This is a genomic window from Tomitella fengzijianii, assembly GCF_007559025.1.
Taxonomy (GTDB): Bacteria; Actinomycetota; Actinomycetes; order Mycobacteriales; family Mycobacteriaceae; genus Tomitella; species Tomitella fengzijianii.
Window position 1 is genome coordinate 3,865,013 of the sequence record NZ_CP041765.1, and the last position, 17,354, is coordinate 3,882,366.

Below are 17,354 nucleotides of genomic sequence, written 5' to 3' on the forward strand. Positions count from 1 at the left end.
AACGCCCGGGCTGGGCTAACCGGAAGGTTGACGCCACTGTAGCCGGTGGCTACAGTGGCGTCTATCACTTAACGCCGTCGGATCATGCAGCGCGGCGCGTCATCTCGACACCCGCGTAACCGGTCATCGGCGCGACGGAGGCGCGACACATCGTCACCGGTCAAGCGAACAGGCCCTGAAAGGGGATGCATGCGAATGCTGGATTGCACCGTCACTTCGCGCCGACGCTCACCGAGGGAGCTGCACCCGTGAACGTCGAGGAGATGCTCACGCGCGAGGCGATCCGCGACAGGTACGCGATCTACAACCGGTCCGGCGACAAGGGGCGACTGGAGGAACTGGCGCAGTGCTTCACCCCGGACGGGGTCCTCGACGCACCGGGGTACTTCTCCGCGCGCGGCAGGGAAGACATAGTCCGCTGCCTGATGCGCCCGCCGCCGGACACCCGCGACTCCGCAGCCTCCTCCGGGAAGCCAGCGCGCATAAGACATTTCGTCTCGAATATCCGGTTCGAGTCGATCGAGCGCGACACGGCGCGGGCCTCGGCCTACTTCATGGTCTGCCGCGGTGATGCGCTCGATCATTGGGGGACCTACCGCGACGTCTTCTCCCGGGCCGGCTCCCGATGGCTGCTCGCGCACCGCTCGGTTGCGGTCGACGGACGAGTCGACGACGCCGGGCGTCAATCGGATTAGAAACGGCACGCCGGAATGACAACGACACCGATGTGAAGCCTCCACCGCTGCTGCGGGTGCCGGGGCGCGATGAGGGCTACCCGTCACCTGCATCGGCGCGGATCAATACAGGAACGGAGCCCGGACCACAGTGGATCTGCAACTCGACGGAAAGTGCGCGCTGGTATCGGGCGGGAGCTCCGGTATCGGGGCCGAATGCGCGCGATGGCTGGCGCGCGAGGGCGTGGCGGTCGTGGTCGCCGGACGGGACCGCGAGCGGTGCGAGGCGGTCGCGGCGGAGATCGGACACGAGGGCGGCACCGCTGCGGCGGTCACCGGCGATCTGTCCACCGACGCCGGCGCGCAGCACGTGGCGCTCGCGGCGCTGCAGACGCGCGGCCGCATCGACATCCTGGTCAGCAATGCCGGCGGGGCATCCCACGGGCGCGGCATCGACGGGTGGGCGGGCGCCGCGCCCGCAGACTGGGTGGACGCCTATTCGTCCAACACGGTCGGGACGGTCCGACTGATCCGGCAGCTGGCGCCGCACATGGTCGAGCGCCGCTGGGGCCGACTCATCACCATGGCCAGCGCCGCGGCGATCTCGCCCAACCCCGGAATGGCCCACTATGCCGCGGCCAAGGCGGCCATCATCAACCTCACCCTGAGCGCATCGAAGGCGTTCTCCGGCTCGGGCGTCACCGCGAACACGATCAGTCCCGGCATGATCCGCACGCCGTCCCTGGACGAGTGGCTCGACGACATCGCCCGCGCTCAAGGCTGGCCGGGCGACCGGGATCGCAGCGCGGCGTGGGCGATCGCGAACATCGTCCCGCAGACCGTCACGCGCATGGGCTCCGTCGAGGACATCGCCGCCGCCGTGACCTACCTGGCCAGTCCGCTCGCCGGTTTCATCACCGGCGCCAACTTCAGGATCGACGGCGGACGCTCACCGTCGATGAATTGACCAACGCGAACGGCGCACCCGGAGCGGCGCATGCGCGTCCCCCGGAAGCTCCGTCGGCCCACGGCCCCGCAGCAGCTCCCGCGTCAGTGCGAACCCTTGCAGAAAGGACCCCACACATGCGGTATCCGAGAATCATGCAGAAACGCAGGCGCCTGGTCGCGGCGGCCGGGGCGGCCGTCGCCTGCGCCGCCCTCGTAGCCGGGTGCGCCGGCCCTGGAACGGAGGCGTCCGGCGCCACCGACGGCGGGCTCACCGAGGTGCACGCGGCCGGGATCATCGGTGAGCAGCCTGATTCCGGTGACCCGGTCGAGGGCGGCACGGTCACCTTCGCCGGCTACACCATGCCGTCCAGCCTCGACCCCACGAAGACGCAGCCCTCGGGCGAAACCGGCGGCACGGAGATGATCAACATCTACGACGTCCTCGTGACCCTCGACACGGACACCAACGAGTACGTGCCCCGGCTTGCGCAGTCGCTCACCGAAAGCGACGACCACCTCACGTGGACTCTGACGCTGCGCGAGGGCGTGACGTTCTCCGACGGCACGCCGCTCGACGCGGACGCAGTGGTCGCCAGCATCAACCGCTACAACACCCTTGGCGGGGCAATCGCTCAACCGTTCACGGACGGGGTGGCCGGAATGGAGGCCACCGACGCACGGACGGTGGTGTTCCGCGTGACCGAGCCCTGGCCGGAGTTCCCCGCACTGCTGTCTCTCGGGCACGGCATGATCGTCGCGCCCGCCGCCTACTCCGACCCCAACGCCTTCACTCCCATCGGCGCGGGGCCGTACACCGTCGGGCGGTTCGCGCCCGGCACGTCGCTCGACCTGGTGCCGCGCCCCGACTACTGGGGCGGAAAGCCGCATGTCGACGCGCTCAAGTTCGTCAGCATCGCGACCGACCAGGCCCGGATCGAAGCCCTTCGCGCGGGAGACGTCCAGATGGCCTTCATCAAGGCGCCCGACTCGGTCACGACCGCCCGTGCCGCATACCCGGGCTTTTACGAGCCGGTGAGCCTCGTCGACGTATTCACGATCAACAGCCGCGACGGCCGGCCCGGTGCAGACGTCCGCGTGCGCAAGGCCATGGCGATGGCGATCGATCCGTCTCTGATCAGCCAGCGCGCATACGGCGACACGGCCTTCGCCACGAGCAAGGTCTTCCCGGAATGGTCGCAGTGGAACAACGACGACCCCGAGGCCTCCTTCGATCCCGCGGCGGCGCGCGAGCTCCTCGATCAGGCCAAGGCGGACGGCTACGACGGCAAGCTCACCTACGTGATGGTGAACGGTCCCACCTACCAGGCCATCGCCACTGCGGCGCAGGCGCAACTCGACTCCGTCGGGTTCGATGTCAGCGTCGAGACCGTGCCCTCCTTCACTGCGCTCATCGAACGCAACTACGTCAAGCACGACTTCGACGTGGCCTACGGCGGCTACAGCGTCTCCGACGCCATGCCGGTGCTGCGCCTGTCCTCGGGCGTGCACAGCGAATCGACGAACAACCCGCTCGGTTATGCCAGTCCCGAGATGGACCGGCGGCTGCACACGGCGAAGACCGCGACGGATGAGCAGTCCAAGAAGGCGGCGCTCGCCGCCGTGGAGAATCAGATCCACCAGGACGTGCCCTTCGTCCCCTGGGCCGAGGGCGCCAACTTCGTCGCCTGGAATCGCGACGTGCACGGCGTGAATCCGAATGGCCGAATCATGCTGCTCGACGAGGTGTGGATCGGCACCGAATGAGCATCTTCGGCACATCTGATCGCCCTCGGCCCCGCGCATTCTGAGCGCATGGGGGCGCGCCGGCGCCCCCATGCGCCGCCCGGTGGATGCAGGCGGCTGGGGAACCGCAATCACTCGACAAGGACGGCGCCTCAATGCAATACAGCTACCAGTTCCCCGGCCACGCGCTGGCTCAGTGGGACGCCTGGGCCGAAGGGCGCGACCTCACCGACATCGCCGTCTGCGCCGAGGAGGCTGGATTCGACGTCGTGTCGGCCACCGACCACCCGTTCCCCGGTGGACGGTGGGTGGACAACGGCGGCCACCATGCGTTCGACCCGTTCGTGGCTCTATCGTTCATGGCATCCGCCACCACGACGATCCGTGTGATGACTTTTCTACTCGTGTCGGGATACCGCAATCCGTACTTGATGGCGAAGTCCATCTCCTCGCTCGACGTGCTGTCCCGGGGACGCACGGCCATCGGGATGGGAGCGGGTTACCAGCGCCGGGAGTTCGCGGCTTTGGGAGCCGACTTCCCGCGGCGCGGCCCGCTGTTCGACGAGGCAGTGGCGGCGATGCGTGAGGCATGGCTCGGAGAGCCGCTCCTGCGCGAGGAATCGGAGTTCCCGGCCACGGGCAACGTGATGCTGCCTCGACCGCGGCAAAGGCCGGGGCCGCCGATCCTCATCGGCGGCAACAGCAAGGCGGCGATGCGCCGCGTCGCCGAGCTGGGCGACGGGTGGCTTCCGTTCGAGCAGACGGCGCCGATGGCCGAGACGACGGGCACACCGCGGCTTTCAGCCGACGATCTTCCCGACCACATTTCGGCCATCGGCGAGCGACGGGCGGCCTTGGGGCGCGACCCGCACTTCGAGGTGATATACACGCCGCTACAGCACGATGATCCGGCCCGACGCGCGGATGCACTCATGGAGTTGTCCGCGCGGCTCGAGTCGTCCGGCGTCACACACATCGCCTTAGAGGGGACTGGGCCCACCCTGAGCGCCTGCATCAACGAGATCGAGCACATCGGTGACGCTGTCATTGCAAAGCCGTGAAAGCGCACCTGGCTTGGCCTCACGGCTTCGTGGGGCGCTGTTCCTGCGCCTTGTCGGCCGCAGGATGGCGGATCACCGGATACTCGGCCGCCGATCACGGGAAGTAGCCTCCGCCTTCGAGGTCGTCGACCAGTGCCGGTTCGGAGGGTGACCAATCGAGTCGTTTCCGGGTCATGACACTCGAGGCCGGGAAATCACCGCCCGCGAGGCCGGCGAATTCGCCGAAATGCTCTGCTGCCGCATCGGCGTTCAGAGATGCGGGTGCGATGTCGAGGTGGGCGGCAATCCTTTCGGCGAGGCGCCGGAACGGCACTCCCTCTTCCGCCACTGCGTGCAGCGTGGAGCCGGGTTCTGCGTGTTCCGCGGCGACGTGGAACACGCGTGCAGCGTCGAGACGGTGCACGGCAGGCCATCGGTTCGCGCCGTCTCCCATGTATGCCGAGATACCGGTTCGCCGGGCGAGATCGATGAGCCGGGGAACGAAGCCGGTATCGCCGGCGCCATGGACGGTGGGAGGCAGGCGGACCACCGAGGAGCGGACTCCGTGTTCGGCGAGGCTGAGTGCGTGCGCAGCTGCGTCGATGCGCTTCCCGGCAGGCCCGCTTGCCACGGCGCGGTCGGTCTCTGTGGCCACGGAGCCTTCAGGGAGACCGGCGAGACCGGCGGCCACGACGAGGGGACGGTGCGACCCGGCCAGGGCTTCGCCCAGGGTGGTGACGACCCGGTGCTCGGTCTCGGCGGCTCCGGCCGGATCCGTGGTGAAGGCGATGTCGTGACGGTAGGCGAGGTGGACGACCCCGTCGCTCTCCTCAGCGGCGCGGCGCAACGAGTCGGTGTCCTCGAGGTCGCCGCGGATCGGGACAGCGCCGAGCGAGCGCACCTTGTGCGCCGCAGCGGTAGAGCGCACGGCGGCGGCGACGACGTGGTGACGTGCGGCGACGAGTTGCGGGACGAGCGCGGAGCCGATCCATCCGGTGGCTCCGGTAACGAGAATGCGCACAGTTCTCCTACAGGAATGAGGGGTCAGGGGCGTCGACTTGCGATCACCAGGCGACGGGCCCGGCGGAGTCGGTGAAGGTGCCGGTCGGCCCGTCTGCGGCGATCGTGGCCATGGCGACTGCCTGGCGGGCTCCGTCCTGCGGGGTTCCGGTTCCATGGTGGTCGTTCAGGTCGGTGGCGACGAAGCCGGGGCAGACGGCGTTGACGAGGATTCCCTCGGCGTGCAGATCGCGTGCGTACATCATGGTGACCGCGGTCAACGCAGTCTTGGACGGCACGTAGCCGAGAGCTATCGGATCGGTGTTCGAGAAGTCGGATATCGCTGCGAGCGAGCCGGCGCTGCTGGAGATGTTCACAATCCGGGGGGCGTCGGAGGCGCGCAGGAGGGGAAGGAATGCACTGGTGACGGTGATGACGCCGAACACGTTGGTCTCGAACACGTGTCGGACATGATCGACATCGGCGGATCCGGGCAGTTGGCCGATGAAGTCGGCACCGGGTTGATGGCTGATTCCGGCATTGTTGATCAGTGCATCCAGACGGCCGTGCCGGGCCTTGACGGCCGCCGCCGCTGCCGCGACAGATTCAGAATCGGTGACGTCCAGGGCCACGCTCGTGACCTCGCCGCCCAGTGCGCGAAGCTCGGCCGCCGTCTTATCCCCACGCTCCTGGCTGCGCGCGCCGATGATGACGGTGTGCCCCTGGCCGGCGAGCTGGGCAGCGATCTCGCGGCCGATGCCCTTGTTCCCGCCCGTGACGAGCGCGATCAGATCGGTGTTCATAGAGTGTGCCTCTTCCTGCGGTGGTGTACCGCTGTCCTGTATCCGTGTGGTGTGGGGGAGGGCGATTCATGGCCTTTCGAGCGGACGCGGTCTTCCCCGGCGCACTACGGCGCCGACGCTCCCGGTGCTCAGCGGGCTCTGTCACGAGCGTGGCACCCCGAATCCGGACTTTCCATAACGTGGAATCCGCAATTATTGCGCTAGAGTACGAGCTATACGCTCCGGTGACCGGCTCTCCGACATCCTCGACTTCGTCGAGGTCAGAAGCGTCGTATCCGGCGGATCCGTCGTGACCAGCCGGTGGCAGGTGAACAGCACGATCGACGACCATCTGAAGTTCATCGCAGTCGTGCACGGGAGCGCCCGCCTGCAGACCAACGACGTGCCCGGCGTCGCCGACCTGGGGCCGGGTGATGTCGCCGTCCTCAACGGGAGAACCTGGCTCCGTATCGATGGCGGCGCTGGCGACGGTGAGCCCACTGAAGTTGCCCCGCCCGAGGCGGGTGCGCCGTTGGACGGCACCCTCGACGGTGACGCGGATGCATTGATCGGTGGCCGCGTCGAGCTCGACCCGATTGGACGCGAGCTCGTGCTCCACGCGATGCCTCGGCTCCTCCACGTGCGAGCAGGCGACTCCGCAGGGGTGCACCTCCACGACTACATCCGACGCATCTTCGACGAACTCGTCGGCGGCCGGCAGGGATCCCGGATCGCCGTCCGGCACTACGGGCAGCTCTTGATCCTCGAGCTCATCCGCGGTCTCGCCCACGATCCGGAGTTGCCCGCGGGATGGCTCACCGCCCTCACCGATGAGTCGCTACGCCCTGCTCTCACGCTGATCCACGAGAATCCCGGTCACAGGTGGCGGCTCGAGGATCTCGCTCATGCGGCCGCGATGTCGCGCACCTCCTTCGCGGAACGATTCCGACGAGCAGCAGGCGTGCCGCCGCTCACGTACCTGCACGATTGGCGGATGCTCATCGCGCAACGCGCACTACGTTCCACCGATACACCGGTGGGGACCCTCGCCCGCGAAATCGGATACCTTTCCGAGAGCGCGTTCAGCACGGCGTTCACAAGGCACGTCGGAGAATCACCGACGAAATATCGGGGCTCTTCGAGGTTGAGCGGGCTGTCGTGGCCTGATGGCGTTCGGCGTGTCTGACATGCCAAAGCCCCTGGCCTCCTGAAATCTGGTTGTTGCGAAGCAATCGGATCTCAGGAGGGCCAAGGGCATGGACGATGCTACGACAACACTGTTAGGGCTACCGGGGCTGCGGGTCATCGACGTTCATCATCTCGATGACGGCACCAGAATCGTCGAGGTGGTCACCGACGACGACGGTGCGCGTGTCTGCCCGGACTGTGGGATGGTGTCGACTTCCCGTAAGGGCGCCGCAGTCACCCGGCCGAAAGACCTTCCCTACGGCGGCGACTGAATCATGGTGCAGTGGCACGAGTCCCGGTGGCGGTGCCGCGAGGCCAGTTGCGCTCGCACCAGCTTCACCGAGGAGATAGAGCAGATCCCGGCGCGGGCCCGGGTCACCGGCCGGCTGCGCACCCGGATGGGCGTGGCGATCGGCGACGCCGCACGGTTGGTCGCAGAGGTCGCCGCCGGGTTCGGCGTGTCCTGGCCGACGGCGCATCAGGCGTTCATCGACCACTCCGACGCGTTCCTGGCGGGCCCGGCGCCGGTGCGGGTGCTGGGCATAGATGAAACGCGACGGGGCAAGCCGCGCTGGCAGCGATGCGCGGCGACAGGCAAGTGGGTGCGTGGTCGATCCGTGGGACACCGGGTTCGTCGATCTGGGCGGCAGTCAGGGGCTGCTCGGGCAGGCCGAGGGGCGCACCGCGGCCGTGGTCGTCGCCTGGCTCAAGGAGCAGACGCCGGCCTTCCGGGCGGGTTTCGAGCACGTCGCGATCGACCCCGCCGGCGTCTACGCCAAGGCGGTCCGCACGCCGGGGCTGTTGCCGAACGCGGCGCTGGTGGTCGACCACTTCCACCTGGTCAAGCTCGCCAACGACGCGGTCACCCAGGTCCGAAGGAGGGTCACCTGGGAACTCAAGGACCGCCGCGGCGGGAAGGCCGACCCGGAGTGGGCCAATAGGAGACGGCTCCGGACCGCGCGGGAACGATTGTCGGACAAGAGCTTTGTGCGAATGTGGAACGCGATGATCGACGAGGACCCGTCGGACCGGATCCTGATGGCCTACATCGCGAAAGAGGAGCTGCGCCGGCTGCTCGGCACTGTGGAGGCCGGCGGAGACCCGCACCTGGCCCGTCACCGGCTGCACAGGTTCTTCGCATAGTGCGCGGACTCGCAGCTACCGGAACTGGTCACGCTCGCGACCACGGTGGACACGTGGTGGCCGGAGATCAACGCGTTCCTGGAAACGGGCATCACCAACGCCGGCACCGAGGGTTACAACAGGCTGGTCAAAGCCGTCAAGCGGTCTGCTTGCGGCTTCCGGAACACGGAGAACTCCCGCCCCCGGACACGATTCCACTGCCCCCGTCGACAGCGGGATGCTGCACACCAGTTCTCATGCTGACTGCCCGCACAAACTCGAAGAGCCCCTATAGCCGCGTTCAGTCCCAGATTTGCGCGCGAGCGGCAGCCACTATCCCCGCGCCATATCCACGAACCGCGAAAGGTGGAGTTGGTGCGCAACAGTGACCGTGGCGGTGGGACCGTTACGGTGCTTGCCCAGGATCAAGTCGGCTTCGCCCATGCGCGGGTCGTCCCGCTCGAAGGCGTCGGGGCGGTGCAGCAGGATCACCATGTCCGCGTCCTGCTCGAGCGAGCCGGATTCACGCAGGTCGGACACCATGGGCTTCTTGTCGGTGCGCTGCTCCGGCCCACGGTTGAGCTGACAGATCGCCACCAACGGCACCTCGAGCTCCTTGGCCAGGAGCTTGAGGCTGCGCGAGAAGTCCGACACCTCCTGCTGCCGCGACTCGACCTTCTTTCCGGACGACATCAGCTGCAGGTAGTCGACCACGATGAGCTTGAGGTCGTGCTTCTGCTTGAGCCGGCGCGCCTTCGCGCGGATCTCCATCATCGTCATGTTCGGCGAGTCGTCGATGAACAGCGGCGCCTCGGAGATCTCGCTCATGCGGCGGGCCAGTCGCGTCCAGTCGTCGTCGGTCATCTTGCCGGAACGCATATCGCCCAGTTTCACCTTCGCCTCGGCGGAGAGCAGACGCATGACGATCTCCGTCTTGCTCATCTCCAGCGAGAAGATCACGCTCGACATCCCGTGTTTAACGGAACATGACCGCATGAAGTCCATGCCGAGGGTCGAGTTGTGCGTGGGGACCATCGACCGGCCTGCCAAGTAGAGATGGTCCTCGGCCGATACTTCAACACACCGGACCGGCACCGAGTCGATCGGGCGAACGTCGACGATGAAACGCGAGCCCGACCGAGCGGTGTTCGATGCGTGTCGCCGTTCCTTGTGAGCAATCCGCTTGCGCTCAATGCCGAACACCGTGTCGTCGGTCGCGAAGGTGAGCGTATAGGCGGTGGAAGTGGCCTCGCTCCTACCGCGGACCCGCTTGGTACTCACCTGGCAGCGGTATCCCAGGCTCACAATCAGCTCGTACACATCGTCGATCAGCCGCTTGTCCACCCCGGCATACTGAACCGATCCGCCGGCGGTGACGGTGCCGTCGGTGTCGAGCAGGCCCGCGAGCATCGCCCGCCGCTGACGCTCCGACCCACGCAAGTACTGGGTCGGAATGTGTTTGTTGCCTAGTACCCCCAGAGTGCGGAGCTGGGCCTGGACACTACCGACCGAGTTTCGGCAGCTCTGGCACATCCGAAGGCCGGTGCACGGATCGCCACACACCGGGCAGGTGGGAGGCGCTACCGGGCGCGACATGAACCTCGCCTTGCCGCCGCAGGACTGCCCGCACGTGCGGACCTCGCTCGTATGCGGCACGAACGTCTTTCCACACACCACGCACTCGCGCGATTCGATCGGAGGTTCCGGCGGCAGCGAGATCCGATAGCGGTAGTTGGCCGACGAGGAACTCGTCGCAACCAGCCCCTCGCCTTCGATGAGCATAGCGATCTCGGGGTCCGCGGTGGTGATGTCCGCGGCGGCTGTGGTGCCGTCACCGAGCCAGGCGCCCAGCATGTAAGGCGGTACGAGCAGGTCCTGGTCGGGCAGTTCCATCGCCTGAGCGTTGACCACTGAATGGTTGATCCGGCTGTCCGCGGTGGGGCATCGGAGGGTGGCCGCGATCTGCTCGGTTGTGCGCACCTCGGGGAACGTGCGCTGGTTCTTGTACCGGTTGTACCCCGCCGCGGCCGCCTGCGCCGACTTCCGCGAAGCACGCGTCTCCGTGAGCCACTGGTGCTCCGCGTCGGCGACGATGACCGTTCCGTCGGAGAATTCCACCTCGAAGCACGGCCTACCCGCCATCACCTCGGTGGTGGCAACCACCCGCACCGGCCGGCCGTCGGCGCCGATGAGGTCGTCGCCCACGGCGACCTCGCCCATGATCGTCCACCCGGCGGGCGTGGGGAGCGGCGTGTCGAGCGCGAGCGCCTTTCCCACGCCGGGCCTGGCCGCCACGATGATCATCTGCCCCGGATGCAGGCCGTTGGTGACCTCGTCCAGCTCCACGAAACCGGTGGGAACGCCCAGCGACAGCCCGCCGCGCGTGGCGATGGAGTCGATCTCGTCCAGCGTGGGCTGCAGCAGCTCCTCGAGCGGCACGTAGTCCTCGGTGGTGCGCCTCTCGGTGACCTCGAAGACCTCCGCCTGGGCGCGGTCGACCACCTCGTCCACTTCCTGGCCGTCGGCGCCCGCGTACCCGTACTGCACGATGCGGGTGCCCGCCTGCACGAGCCGCCGCAGCACGGCCTTGTCCGCGACGATCTCGGCGTAGTAGCCGGCATTCGCCGCCGTGGGCACCGTCGAGATCAGCGTGTGCAGGTAGGGGGCGCCGCCGATGCGCTTGAGCTCCCCGCGCCGGTCCAGCTCGGCGGACACCGTCACGGCGTCCGCCGGCTCGCCCCGGCCGTAGAGATCGAGGATCGCGTCATAGACGTTCTGGTGCGCCGGCCGGTAGAAGTCCGACGAACGCACCACCTCGAGCACGTCGGCGATGGCGTCCTTGCTCAGCAGCATGCCGCCCAGCACCGACTGCTCCGCCACCATGTCCTGCGGGGGCTGCCGGCCGAAATCCTCGGTGGGGGGCTCCTGCGGCAGCGGCCCGTCCGAAAACCCGGACTGATCACGATCGTCGACCACCGACACGCGGCTCAAGCCTCCCCTCACACGAAGACCCCTGTGGTCTTCGAACAACTACTACACCGGACCTGCGACAAGTTCTGATCGTGCCGCGCCGATCGCCGGAATCGGCGCCCGCGCGCACCCGTCGCCGGGAGTCCCGGATCGACCGTAAGTCGTCCGCGTGCGGGTGACAACTACGCCTGTGGATGAGCCTGTGGACAAGTTGTGAGTAGTCGCGGCAGACCTGTGAAGACATGCCGTCAGCCTGTTAACCCCTTGTGGACAAGCTGTGGATGAAGTAGCGGAGTTATGCCATCCCTGCAGGTAGTGACCACCGGACGAACTTCACACCCTGTGAATTGTTTCTCGTTCGGCGTGTCGCGCCGACCCGGCAGCCGGGCGTGTCGCCGTTGCGGGTGCGCCGGACTATCCACAAGCTCTCCACAAGCTGCCGTGATGGGCGTCACGGCCAGGCGGAACAGTGCGCAGACCGGGGCCGTCGCCCCTCCGCTCCCGCTGCCGCCCGCGCCGGCGGCGGTGAACTGGTACCAGTTCCAGGTCCGCATGAAGACGCCGCCGACCCCCGCGCCGATTTCTCGGTGCGGGGGTCGGCGGCAGTGCGCGGTCTACGCGCGCCGGGGCCGGGTCAGGCCGCGGCGCCGGTGACCGTCAGCGTGAACACGGCGGTGACGCCGGCGTGCAGCTTGACGGACACCTCGTACTTGCCGACGCTCTTGATGTGCGTCTTCGGCAGCACCAGGGTGCGCTTGTCGATGTTCGGGCCGCCCGCAGCCAGCAGGGCAGCGGCCACGTCGCCGGCGGTGACGGAGCCGAACAGCTTCTCGCCGTCGGCAGCCGTACGCGCCTGCAGCTCCACGGCGTCCAGGCCCTCGATGGCGCCCTTCAGCTCGCTCGCATGGTCGATGTCGCGCACGCGCTTGATCTCCTGCGTGCGGCGGATGCCCTCCACCTGCTTGAGAGCGCCGCGCGTGGCCACGATGGCCAGCCCGCGGGGCAGCAGGTAGTTGCGGCCGTAGCCGTCCTTGACCTCGACCGAATCTCCAGCAACACCGACGTTCTCGACATCAGCGGTGAGGATCAGCTTCATCGGTAAATCCCCTTCCTCAACGAGCCGTCGGCGTGTAAGGCAGCAACGCCACCTCACGCGAATTCTTGACGGCAACGGCTACGTCCCGCTGATGCTGGACGCAATTGCCGGTCACCCGGCGGGCACGGATCTTGCCTCGATCACTGATGAACCTGCGCAGCAGCGCGGAGTCCTTGTAATCGATCACCGTGTTCTTCTCTTTGCAAAACGCACAGGCCTTGGTCTTCTGCGGCTTGCCGGCCTGCGCCTTGCGCTCTCGCGCCTTGGCCATGGTCCTTCTCCGTAGTCTGGGTTCTCACGGGGGCGTGTCGCCCCGCTGCAGCGCTCACCCGACTCCGACGTGCGCGGCCCGGTCCCGCCGGTAGGGCGGGAGCCCGGCTGCGCAGGTCAGAACGGGGGCTCGTCGTCCGAGGCGCCACCGAACGAGCCCGACGCCTGCGGGGCGCTGCCCCACGGATCGTCGCCGCCCGCCCGGCCGCCGCCTGAGGGTGCGCCACCGCCGCCGGCGTTTCCGCCGCCTCCGCCACCGAACCCGCCGCCGCCACCGCGACTGACCTTCTCGACCTTGGCGGTCGCGTAGCGGAGGGACGGACCGATCTCATCGACATCCAGCTCCACGACGGTGCGCTTCTCGCCCTCGCGGGTTTCGAAGGACCGCTGCTTGAGCCTGCCCTGCACGACCACGCGGGCGCCCTTGGTGAGGGACTCCGCCACGTTCTCCGCCGCCTGCCGCCAGATGCTGCAGCGCAGGAACAGGGCCTCGCCGTCCTCCCACTGGTTCGTCTGCTGGTTGAACCGGCGGGGCGTGCTCGCCACGGTGAACCCGGCCACCGCCGCCCCCGAAGGGGTGAAGCGGAGCTCGGGATCGGCGGTCAGATTGCCGACCACGGTGATGACGGTCTCGCCTGCCATGTGTCCTCCTCGTGCGGTCGGCCCCGATGGGGCCGCGGGTTGACTGACGCGAATGCTCGGGCATTCACCGGCCGGGCGTCCTGCACGGCTCCCGGGAGTGCCGCTCGTCTTCGGAACGGCCCTACCGGAACAGCCCTGTCGCAGCGGCCGGTGGTCGGATCGGATGGTGCTGGGATCGATTGGTGCTGGGATCGGGGTGGTGGTTGCGGTGACGCGAACGCTCAGGCGCTGCGGCGCAGCACCTTGGTACGCAGAACCGACTCGTTCAGACCCAGCTGGCGGTCGAACTCCTTGACCGTGGCGGACTCGGCGGTCATGTCGACCACCACGTAGATGCCTTCGGTCTTCTTGTCGATCTCGTAAGCGAGACGCCGCTTACCCCAGACTTCCAGGTTGTCGACCTTGCCGCCGGCCTCACGGACCACGTTCAGCAGTGTCTCCATGGACGGGGTTACGGTGCGCTCGTCCAGACTCGGATCGAGGATGATCATCATTTCGTACTGACGCACGGGACCTCATCACCTCCTATGGGCTTGAGTAACGGCCACGGCTTGTCCGTGGCAGGAGGGTCGTTGCGTCAAGCAACCCCGTTAAGCTACCAGACGGCATGCTGACCTGCGATGTCGGCCCGTATCGACGGTGACCGGTCACCGTCGCGGCGCGGCACGCGGTCCTCCGGCGTATCGGTATCACCGCGGCGGCGTCAGCTGCCGGCTGAGCACCGCGGCGAGCAGGCGCTCGGCCAGCGGCGCCGGAACGGCGTCCACCAGCGCATGCACCGGCGCCATCCGGGCGGGCAGACCGGCGTGGCCGCCGTCGCCCACACCGGCGAGCCGCAGCAGCCCCTCCACCTGCTCCTCGGTGAGCTCCGCGGGTTCGATGGTGCGCGCCATTTCCACCAATTGCGCATCGGGCTCGACCCGGCCATGCGCGCGGGCCGCATCGGCCGAGTCGCGCAGCGCCGTCAGCAGCTCGTCGATCCGCCCGGCGGCCGCGCCGGTGATCGAGGCGTGGGCGGTCATGGGCACGCGGCGGGCCCGGAGCGCCGTGCCCATCGACGGCTGCACCTGCAGATACCACCCGCGCTGCGCGAGCTCGTCCACCACCACGCGCACGTCCGGATCGTCGGGCCCGCCGTCGTCGGTGAACGCCACCAGGGTGGAGTCCACGTCGCCGACGGTGCGCAGTCCGCCGATCCCGGGGCGCCCCGCCGTCCCGTCGATGCCCGCGGCCAGCCGCCGCGCCGCGTCGTGCGCCGACCTGGCCAGAGACCGGAACCCCGGCATGGCCGCGCCGCCGGTTCCCGGCGACGATCCCGCACCCGGATCGTGATCCTCGATCCCCAGGAACTTCTGCACCGCCCAGGCCGACGCCATCGGCCCGACCGGGCGGCTCGACTGCAACGTGGGATTGACCAGCGGATACCCCGCCCAGCCCGCCAGGGTGAACCAGTGCAGCCGGCGCAGCTCGGCGCTGCGGTGCAGCAGCACGGACACGCCCTTGGGCACGTAGCCGTACTTGTGCAGATCCACGGCGATCGAGGTCACGCCCGGCACGTCGAGCCCGAACGCCGGCGGGTCGTCCAGGAACGGCAGGATCCACCCGCCGATGCACGCATCCACGTGGCACGGCACTTCCCACTGGGCGGCGGCCGCGGCGATCGGCTCCACCGGGTCCACCACGCCGTAGGCGTACGCGGGGGCCGACGCGACGACCAGCGCGGTGCGCGGGCCGATCGCGGCCGCCATCTGCTCCGGGTCCGCCCGCAGCGTGTCCGGATCCACCGGCACGGTCTGCACCTTGAGGCCGAACAGGTGCGCGGCCTTGAAGAACGCGGCGTGGGCCGTCGCCGGCACCACGATCCGCGGATTGCCGGTGCTGCGCCGCCGCCGCCACAGCTCGCGCGCCCCCAGCACCGCCAGCAGGCACGACTCGGTGCCGCCGCTCGTGACGGTCCCCACGGTCTCGTGGTCGCCGCCCAGCTGCCCGGCGACGATGGACACCAGGTCGTTCTCGATGCGCGCCACCGACGGGAACTGCGTGGGGTCCAGGCCGTTGACGTGCGCCAGCAGCTCGTAGGCACGCAGCGCCACCGCGTCCACCTGGTCGAGTCCCGAGTCGAACACGTACGCGGTGGTGGTGCCCCCGCGGGTGGGCAGGTCGTCGCGCCGCAGGTCCGCAAGGTCCGCGAGCACCCGCCGCGCCCGGTCGCCGAGCCCACCGAGACCACCGAGACCACCGAGGTCACCGGGCGTACCGAGGCCACCAGGCGGGGGGTCGGCCGCGCGCTCCAGCCCCTGCAGCCCCGCCGCGTCTCCGTCGACCGCGTCCGGATCCATCCGACATCACCCGCCTCGTCCCACCGGCTCTCCGCCTCCAGCATGCCCCGACCCGCCGTCATCCGGGGGGCGATGCGCCAGCACGAAGACGATGCTCAGCAAAGCGCAGGCGGCGGGCACCAGCGACATCGACCAGGTGATCGCCTGCAGCGCGGACGCCGGCTGGGCCACGGTCTCGTCGCCGGACGCGGAGACATAGCCGCTGAGCCCCAGCACCACGGACACCACCACGAACGGCCCCAGCGCCAGGCCCACGGTCTCGCCCGCCGTCCACACCCCGGTGAAGATGCCCGCCCGCGACGCGCCGGTCCGGCGCGCATCGTCCGCCAGCGTGTCCGGCAGCATGGCGAGCGGGAACATCTGCGTGCCCGCGTACCCGACGCCGACCACGGCCACCAGCGCATACACGCCGAGCGCGGGGAGCGATCCGCCCGCCGTGAGGCCCAGCGCGCCCGCGGCGAACACCAGCGTCGCCAGCACGTACCCGCGTCGCTTGCCGACGAGTCCCGCGACCCGGTGCCACAGCGGCATCGTGACCAGCGCCGGGCCCACCAGGCACGCGAAGAGCACGGACGTGAGGCCGTCGTCGCCCAGGTGGTACTGCGCGAAGTACGGGGCGGCCGCCAGCATCGCGCCGGAGGCCACCGCCTGCAGCACGAAGGCCGCGAGCAGCGCGACGAACGGCCTGTTGCCCGCGGCGGCGCGCAGCTGGGACCGGATCGTGCCGGTGACCTCGCCTACGCGCACCGTGCGGATGCCGCGGGTGCCCAGCCACGCGCCCACCATGCCGGCGGCGATCCCGCATCCCAGCACGATGCCCATCAGCGCGTACCCGCCGCGCCCCTCGCCGCCCACTGTCACCAGGATCGGCGCGGTCACGCCGAACAGCAGGATGCCGACGGTGAGCATCGCGATCCGCCAGGCAGTGATGGTGGTGCGCTCGGCCGGGTCGGCGGTCATCTCGGTGGGCATGGTCACGTACGGAACCTGGAACACGCCGTACCCGGTCGCCGCCAGCAGGAAGAACACGACCACCCACGCGGCCGCGGCATCGCCCGACAGCGCTCCGGGGGTCAGGAAGGTGAGCGCGAACGCCACCGGCAGCGCCGCCGCGCCGGCCAGCAGCCACGGGCGGCGGTCGCCGCGGGCCATGAGCGTGCGGTCCGTCATCCGGCCGATCGCGGGCGCGATGAGGACGTCCCACAGCTTGGGCACCAGGACCACGGCCCCGGCCAACCCGGCCGCCACGGCGAGCGTGTCGGTGAGGTAGTAGGCGAGCAGCAGGCCGGGCACCACCCCGAATCCGCCCGTGCCCAGCGAGCCGAGCGCATATCCCACGGTCTGCCGGCGCGTGAGATTCCCTCCCGCGCTCCGCGTGCCCGGGTGTTCCGGTTCCGGGTCGGTCACATCCCGCCTCCGCCCTCGGCCGCCGATCCCGCGTCGGACGCAGGCGGACTGAACCGCAGCGTATCGGCGTGCGGCCCGCCCCACGCGTGATTCGGCGGGCGCGCCCCGCCGCACCCCGGCGCCCTTCCCTACGC

At 69.0% G+C, this 17,354-nt stretch carries 15 protein-coding genes and 1 pseudogene; 7 read left to right on the top strand and 9 right to left on the bottom strand.

Annotated elements, in window-relative coordinates; all coding sequences use genetic code 11:
* Nucleotides 1–248: 248 nt before the first annotated feature.
* The 4 genes from FO059_RS17565 (at nt 249) to FO059_RS17580 (ending at nt 4,426) form a co-directional block, all read left to right on the top strand.
* Entirely contained in the window at nt 249–695 is a 447-nt protein-coding gene (locus FO059_RS17565) for a nuclear transport factor 2 family protein (RefSeq protein ID WP_143910223.1), read from the top strand.
* A 130-nt stretch (nt 696–825) separates the two neighbouring features.
* A complete protein-coding gene (locus tag FO059_RS17570) occupies nt 826–1,641 on the top strand; it encodes an SDR family NAD(P)-dependent oxidoreductase (RefSeq protein ID WP_143910224.1) in 816 nt (271 codons plus the stop codon).
* A gap of 116 nt (nt 1,642–1,757) precedes the next feature.
* Nucleotides 1,758–3,386: an ABC transporter substrate-binding protein gene (locus FO059_RS17575; RefSeq protein WP_143910225.1), complete on the top strand. Its 1,629-nt coding sequence runs from the start codon at nt 1,758–1,760 to the stop codon at nt 3,384–3,386.
* Nucleotides 3,387–3,520: 134 nt separating this feature from the next.
* Nucleotides 3,521–4,426, top strand: a complete 906-nt coding sequence (locus FO059_RS17580) for a TIGR03619 family F420-dependent LLM class oxidoreductase (protein WP_143910226.1) — start codon at nt 3,521–3,523, stop codon at nt 4,424–4,426.
* Between the two features lie 94 nt (nt 4,427–4,520).
* On the opposite strand, the gene FO059_RS17585 is transcribed toward FO059_RS17580, so the two are convergent.
* Nucleotides 4,521–5,426 carry an NAD-dependent epimerase/dehydratase family protein gene (locus FO059_RS17585; protein WP_143910227.1) on the bottom strand — a complete coding sequence of 302 codons (906 nt, stop codon included), beginning with the start codon at nt 5,424–5,426 and terminating at the stop codon, nt 4,521–4,523.
* 43 nt (nt 5,427–5,469) lie between these two features.
* Entirely contained in the window at nt 5,470–6,207 is a 738-nt protein-coding gene (locus FO059_RS17590) for an SDR family NAD(P)-dependent oxidoreductase (RefSeq protein WP_143910228.1), read from the bottom strand.
* 214 nt (nt 6,208–6,421) lie between these two features.
* Between FO059_RS17590 and FO059_RS17595 the strand changes: the two genes are divergently transcribed.
* The 3 genes and pseudogenes from FO059_RS17595 (at nt 6,422) to FO059_RS18845 (ending at nt 8,760) form a co-directional block, all read left to right on the top strand.
* Nucleotides 6,422–7,372, top strand: coding sequence for an AraC family transcriptional regulator (locus FO059_RS17595; protein ID WP_143910229.1), 951 nt, complete (start codon nt 6,422–6,424; stop codon nt 7,370–7,372).
* 70 nt (nt 7,373–7,442) lie between these two features.
* Complete coding sequence (locus tag FO059_RS17600; protein ID WP_143910230.1) at nt 7,443–7,646, top strand: hypothetical protein; 204 nt, start codon at nt 7,443–7,445, stop codon at nt 7,644–7,646.
* Between the two features lie 418 nt (nt 7,647–8,064).
* A pseudogene (locus FO059_RS18845) lies at nt 8,065–8,760 on the top strand (ISL3 family transposase).
* A gap of 69 nt (nt 8,761–8,829) precedes the next feature.
* On the opposite strand, the gene dnaB reads toward FO059_RS18845, so the two are convergent.
* From dnaB to FO059_RS17645, 7 genes are all read right to left on the bottom strand, one after another.
* Nucleotides 8,830–11,478: a replicative DNA helicase gene (gene dnaB / locus FO059_RS17615; RefSeq protein WP_199257101.1), complete on the bottom strand. Its 2,649-nt coding sequence runs from the start codon at nt 11,476–11,478 to the stop codon at nt 8,830–8,832.
* 622 nt (nt 11,479–12,100) lie between these two features.
* A complete protein-coding gene (gene rplI, locus FO059_RS17620) occupies nt 12,101–12,562 on the bottom strand; it encodes a 50S ribosomal protein L9 (protein ID WP_143910232.1) in 462 nt (153 codons plus the stop codon).
* A 16-nt stretch (nt 12,563–12,578) separates the two neighbouring features.
* Entirely contained in the window at nt 12,579–12,833 is a 255-nt protein-coding gene (rpsR, locus tag FO059_RS17625) for a 30S ribosomal protein S18 (protein ID WP_143910233.1), read from the bottom strand.
* Nucleotides 12,834–12,949: 116 nt separating this feature from the next.
* Nucleotides 12,950–13,474, bottom strand: a complete 525-nt coding sequence (locus tag FO059_RS17630) for a single-stranded DNA-binding protein (RefSeq protein ID WP_143910234.1) — start codon at nt 13,472–13,474, stop codon at nt 12,950–12,952.
* A 221-nt stretch (nt 13,475–13,695) separates the two neighbouring features.
* On the bottom strand, nt 13,696–13,983 hold the full coding sequence (rpsF, locus tag FO059_RS17635) for a 30S ribosomal protein S6 (protein ID WP_143910235.1): 288 nt from the start codon (nt 13,981–13,983) through the stop codon (nt 13,696–13,698).
* A gap of 180 nt (nt 13,984–14,163) precedes the next feature.
* A complete protein-coding gene (locus FO059_RS17640) occupies nt 14,164–15,813 on the bottom strand; it encodes a pyridoxal phosphate-dependent decarboxylase family protein (protein WP_143910236.1) in 1,650 nt (549 codons plus the stop codon).
* 6 nt (nt 15,814–15,819) lie between these two features.
* Nucleotides 15,820–17,220 (bottom strand): MFS transporter, encoded by a 1,401-nt coding sequence (locus FO059_RS17645; RefSeq protein ID WP_199257102.1) that lies wholly within the window; start codon nt 17,218–17,220, stop codon nt 15,820–15,822.
* Nucleotides 17,221–17,354: the final 134 nt, after the last annotated feature.

What these genes read in the sequence shown, in the direction of transcription:
- FO059_RS17575 (WP_143910225.1), top strand. Translation starts at nt 1,758, where the DNA reads ATGCGGTATCCGAGAATCATGCAGAAACGCAGGCGCCTGGTCGCGGCG.
- FO059_RS17580 (WP_143910226.1), top strand. Translation starts at nt 3,521, where the DNA reads ATGCAATACAGCTACCAGTTCCCCGGCCACGCGCTGGCTCAGTGGGAC.
- FO059_RS17590 (WP_143910228.1), bottom strand. Translation starts at nt 6,207, where the DNA reads ATGAACACCGATCTGATCGCGCTCGTCACGGGCGGGAACAAGGGCATC.
- FO059_RS17600 (WP_143910230.1), top strand. Translation starts at nt 7,443, where the DNA reads ATGGACGATGCTACGACAACACTGTTAGGGCTACCGGGGCTGCGGGTC.
- rplI (WP_143910232.1), bottom strand. Translation starts at nt 12,562, where the DNA reads ATGAAGCTGATCCTCACCGCTGATGTCGAGAACGTCGGTGTTGCTGGA.
- rpsR (WP_143910233.1), bottom strand. Translation starts at nt 12,833, where the DNA reads ATGGCCAAGGCGCGAGAGCGCAAGGCGCAGGCCGGCAAGCCGCAGAAG.
- FO059_RS17630 (WP_143910234.1), bottom strand. Translation starts at nt 13,474, where the DNA reads ATGGCAGGCGAGACCGTCATCACCGTGGTCGGCAATCTGACCGCCGAT.
- FO059_RS17640 (WP_143910236.1), bottom strand. Translation starts at nt 15,813, where the DNA reads ATGGATCCGGACGCGGTCGACGGAGACGCGGCGGGGCTGCAGGGGCTG.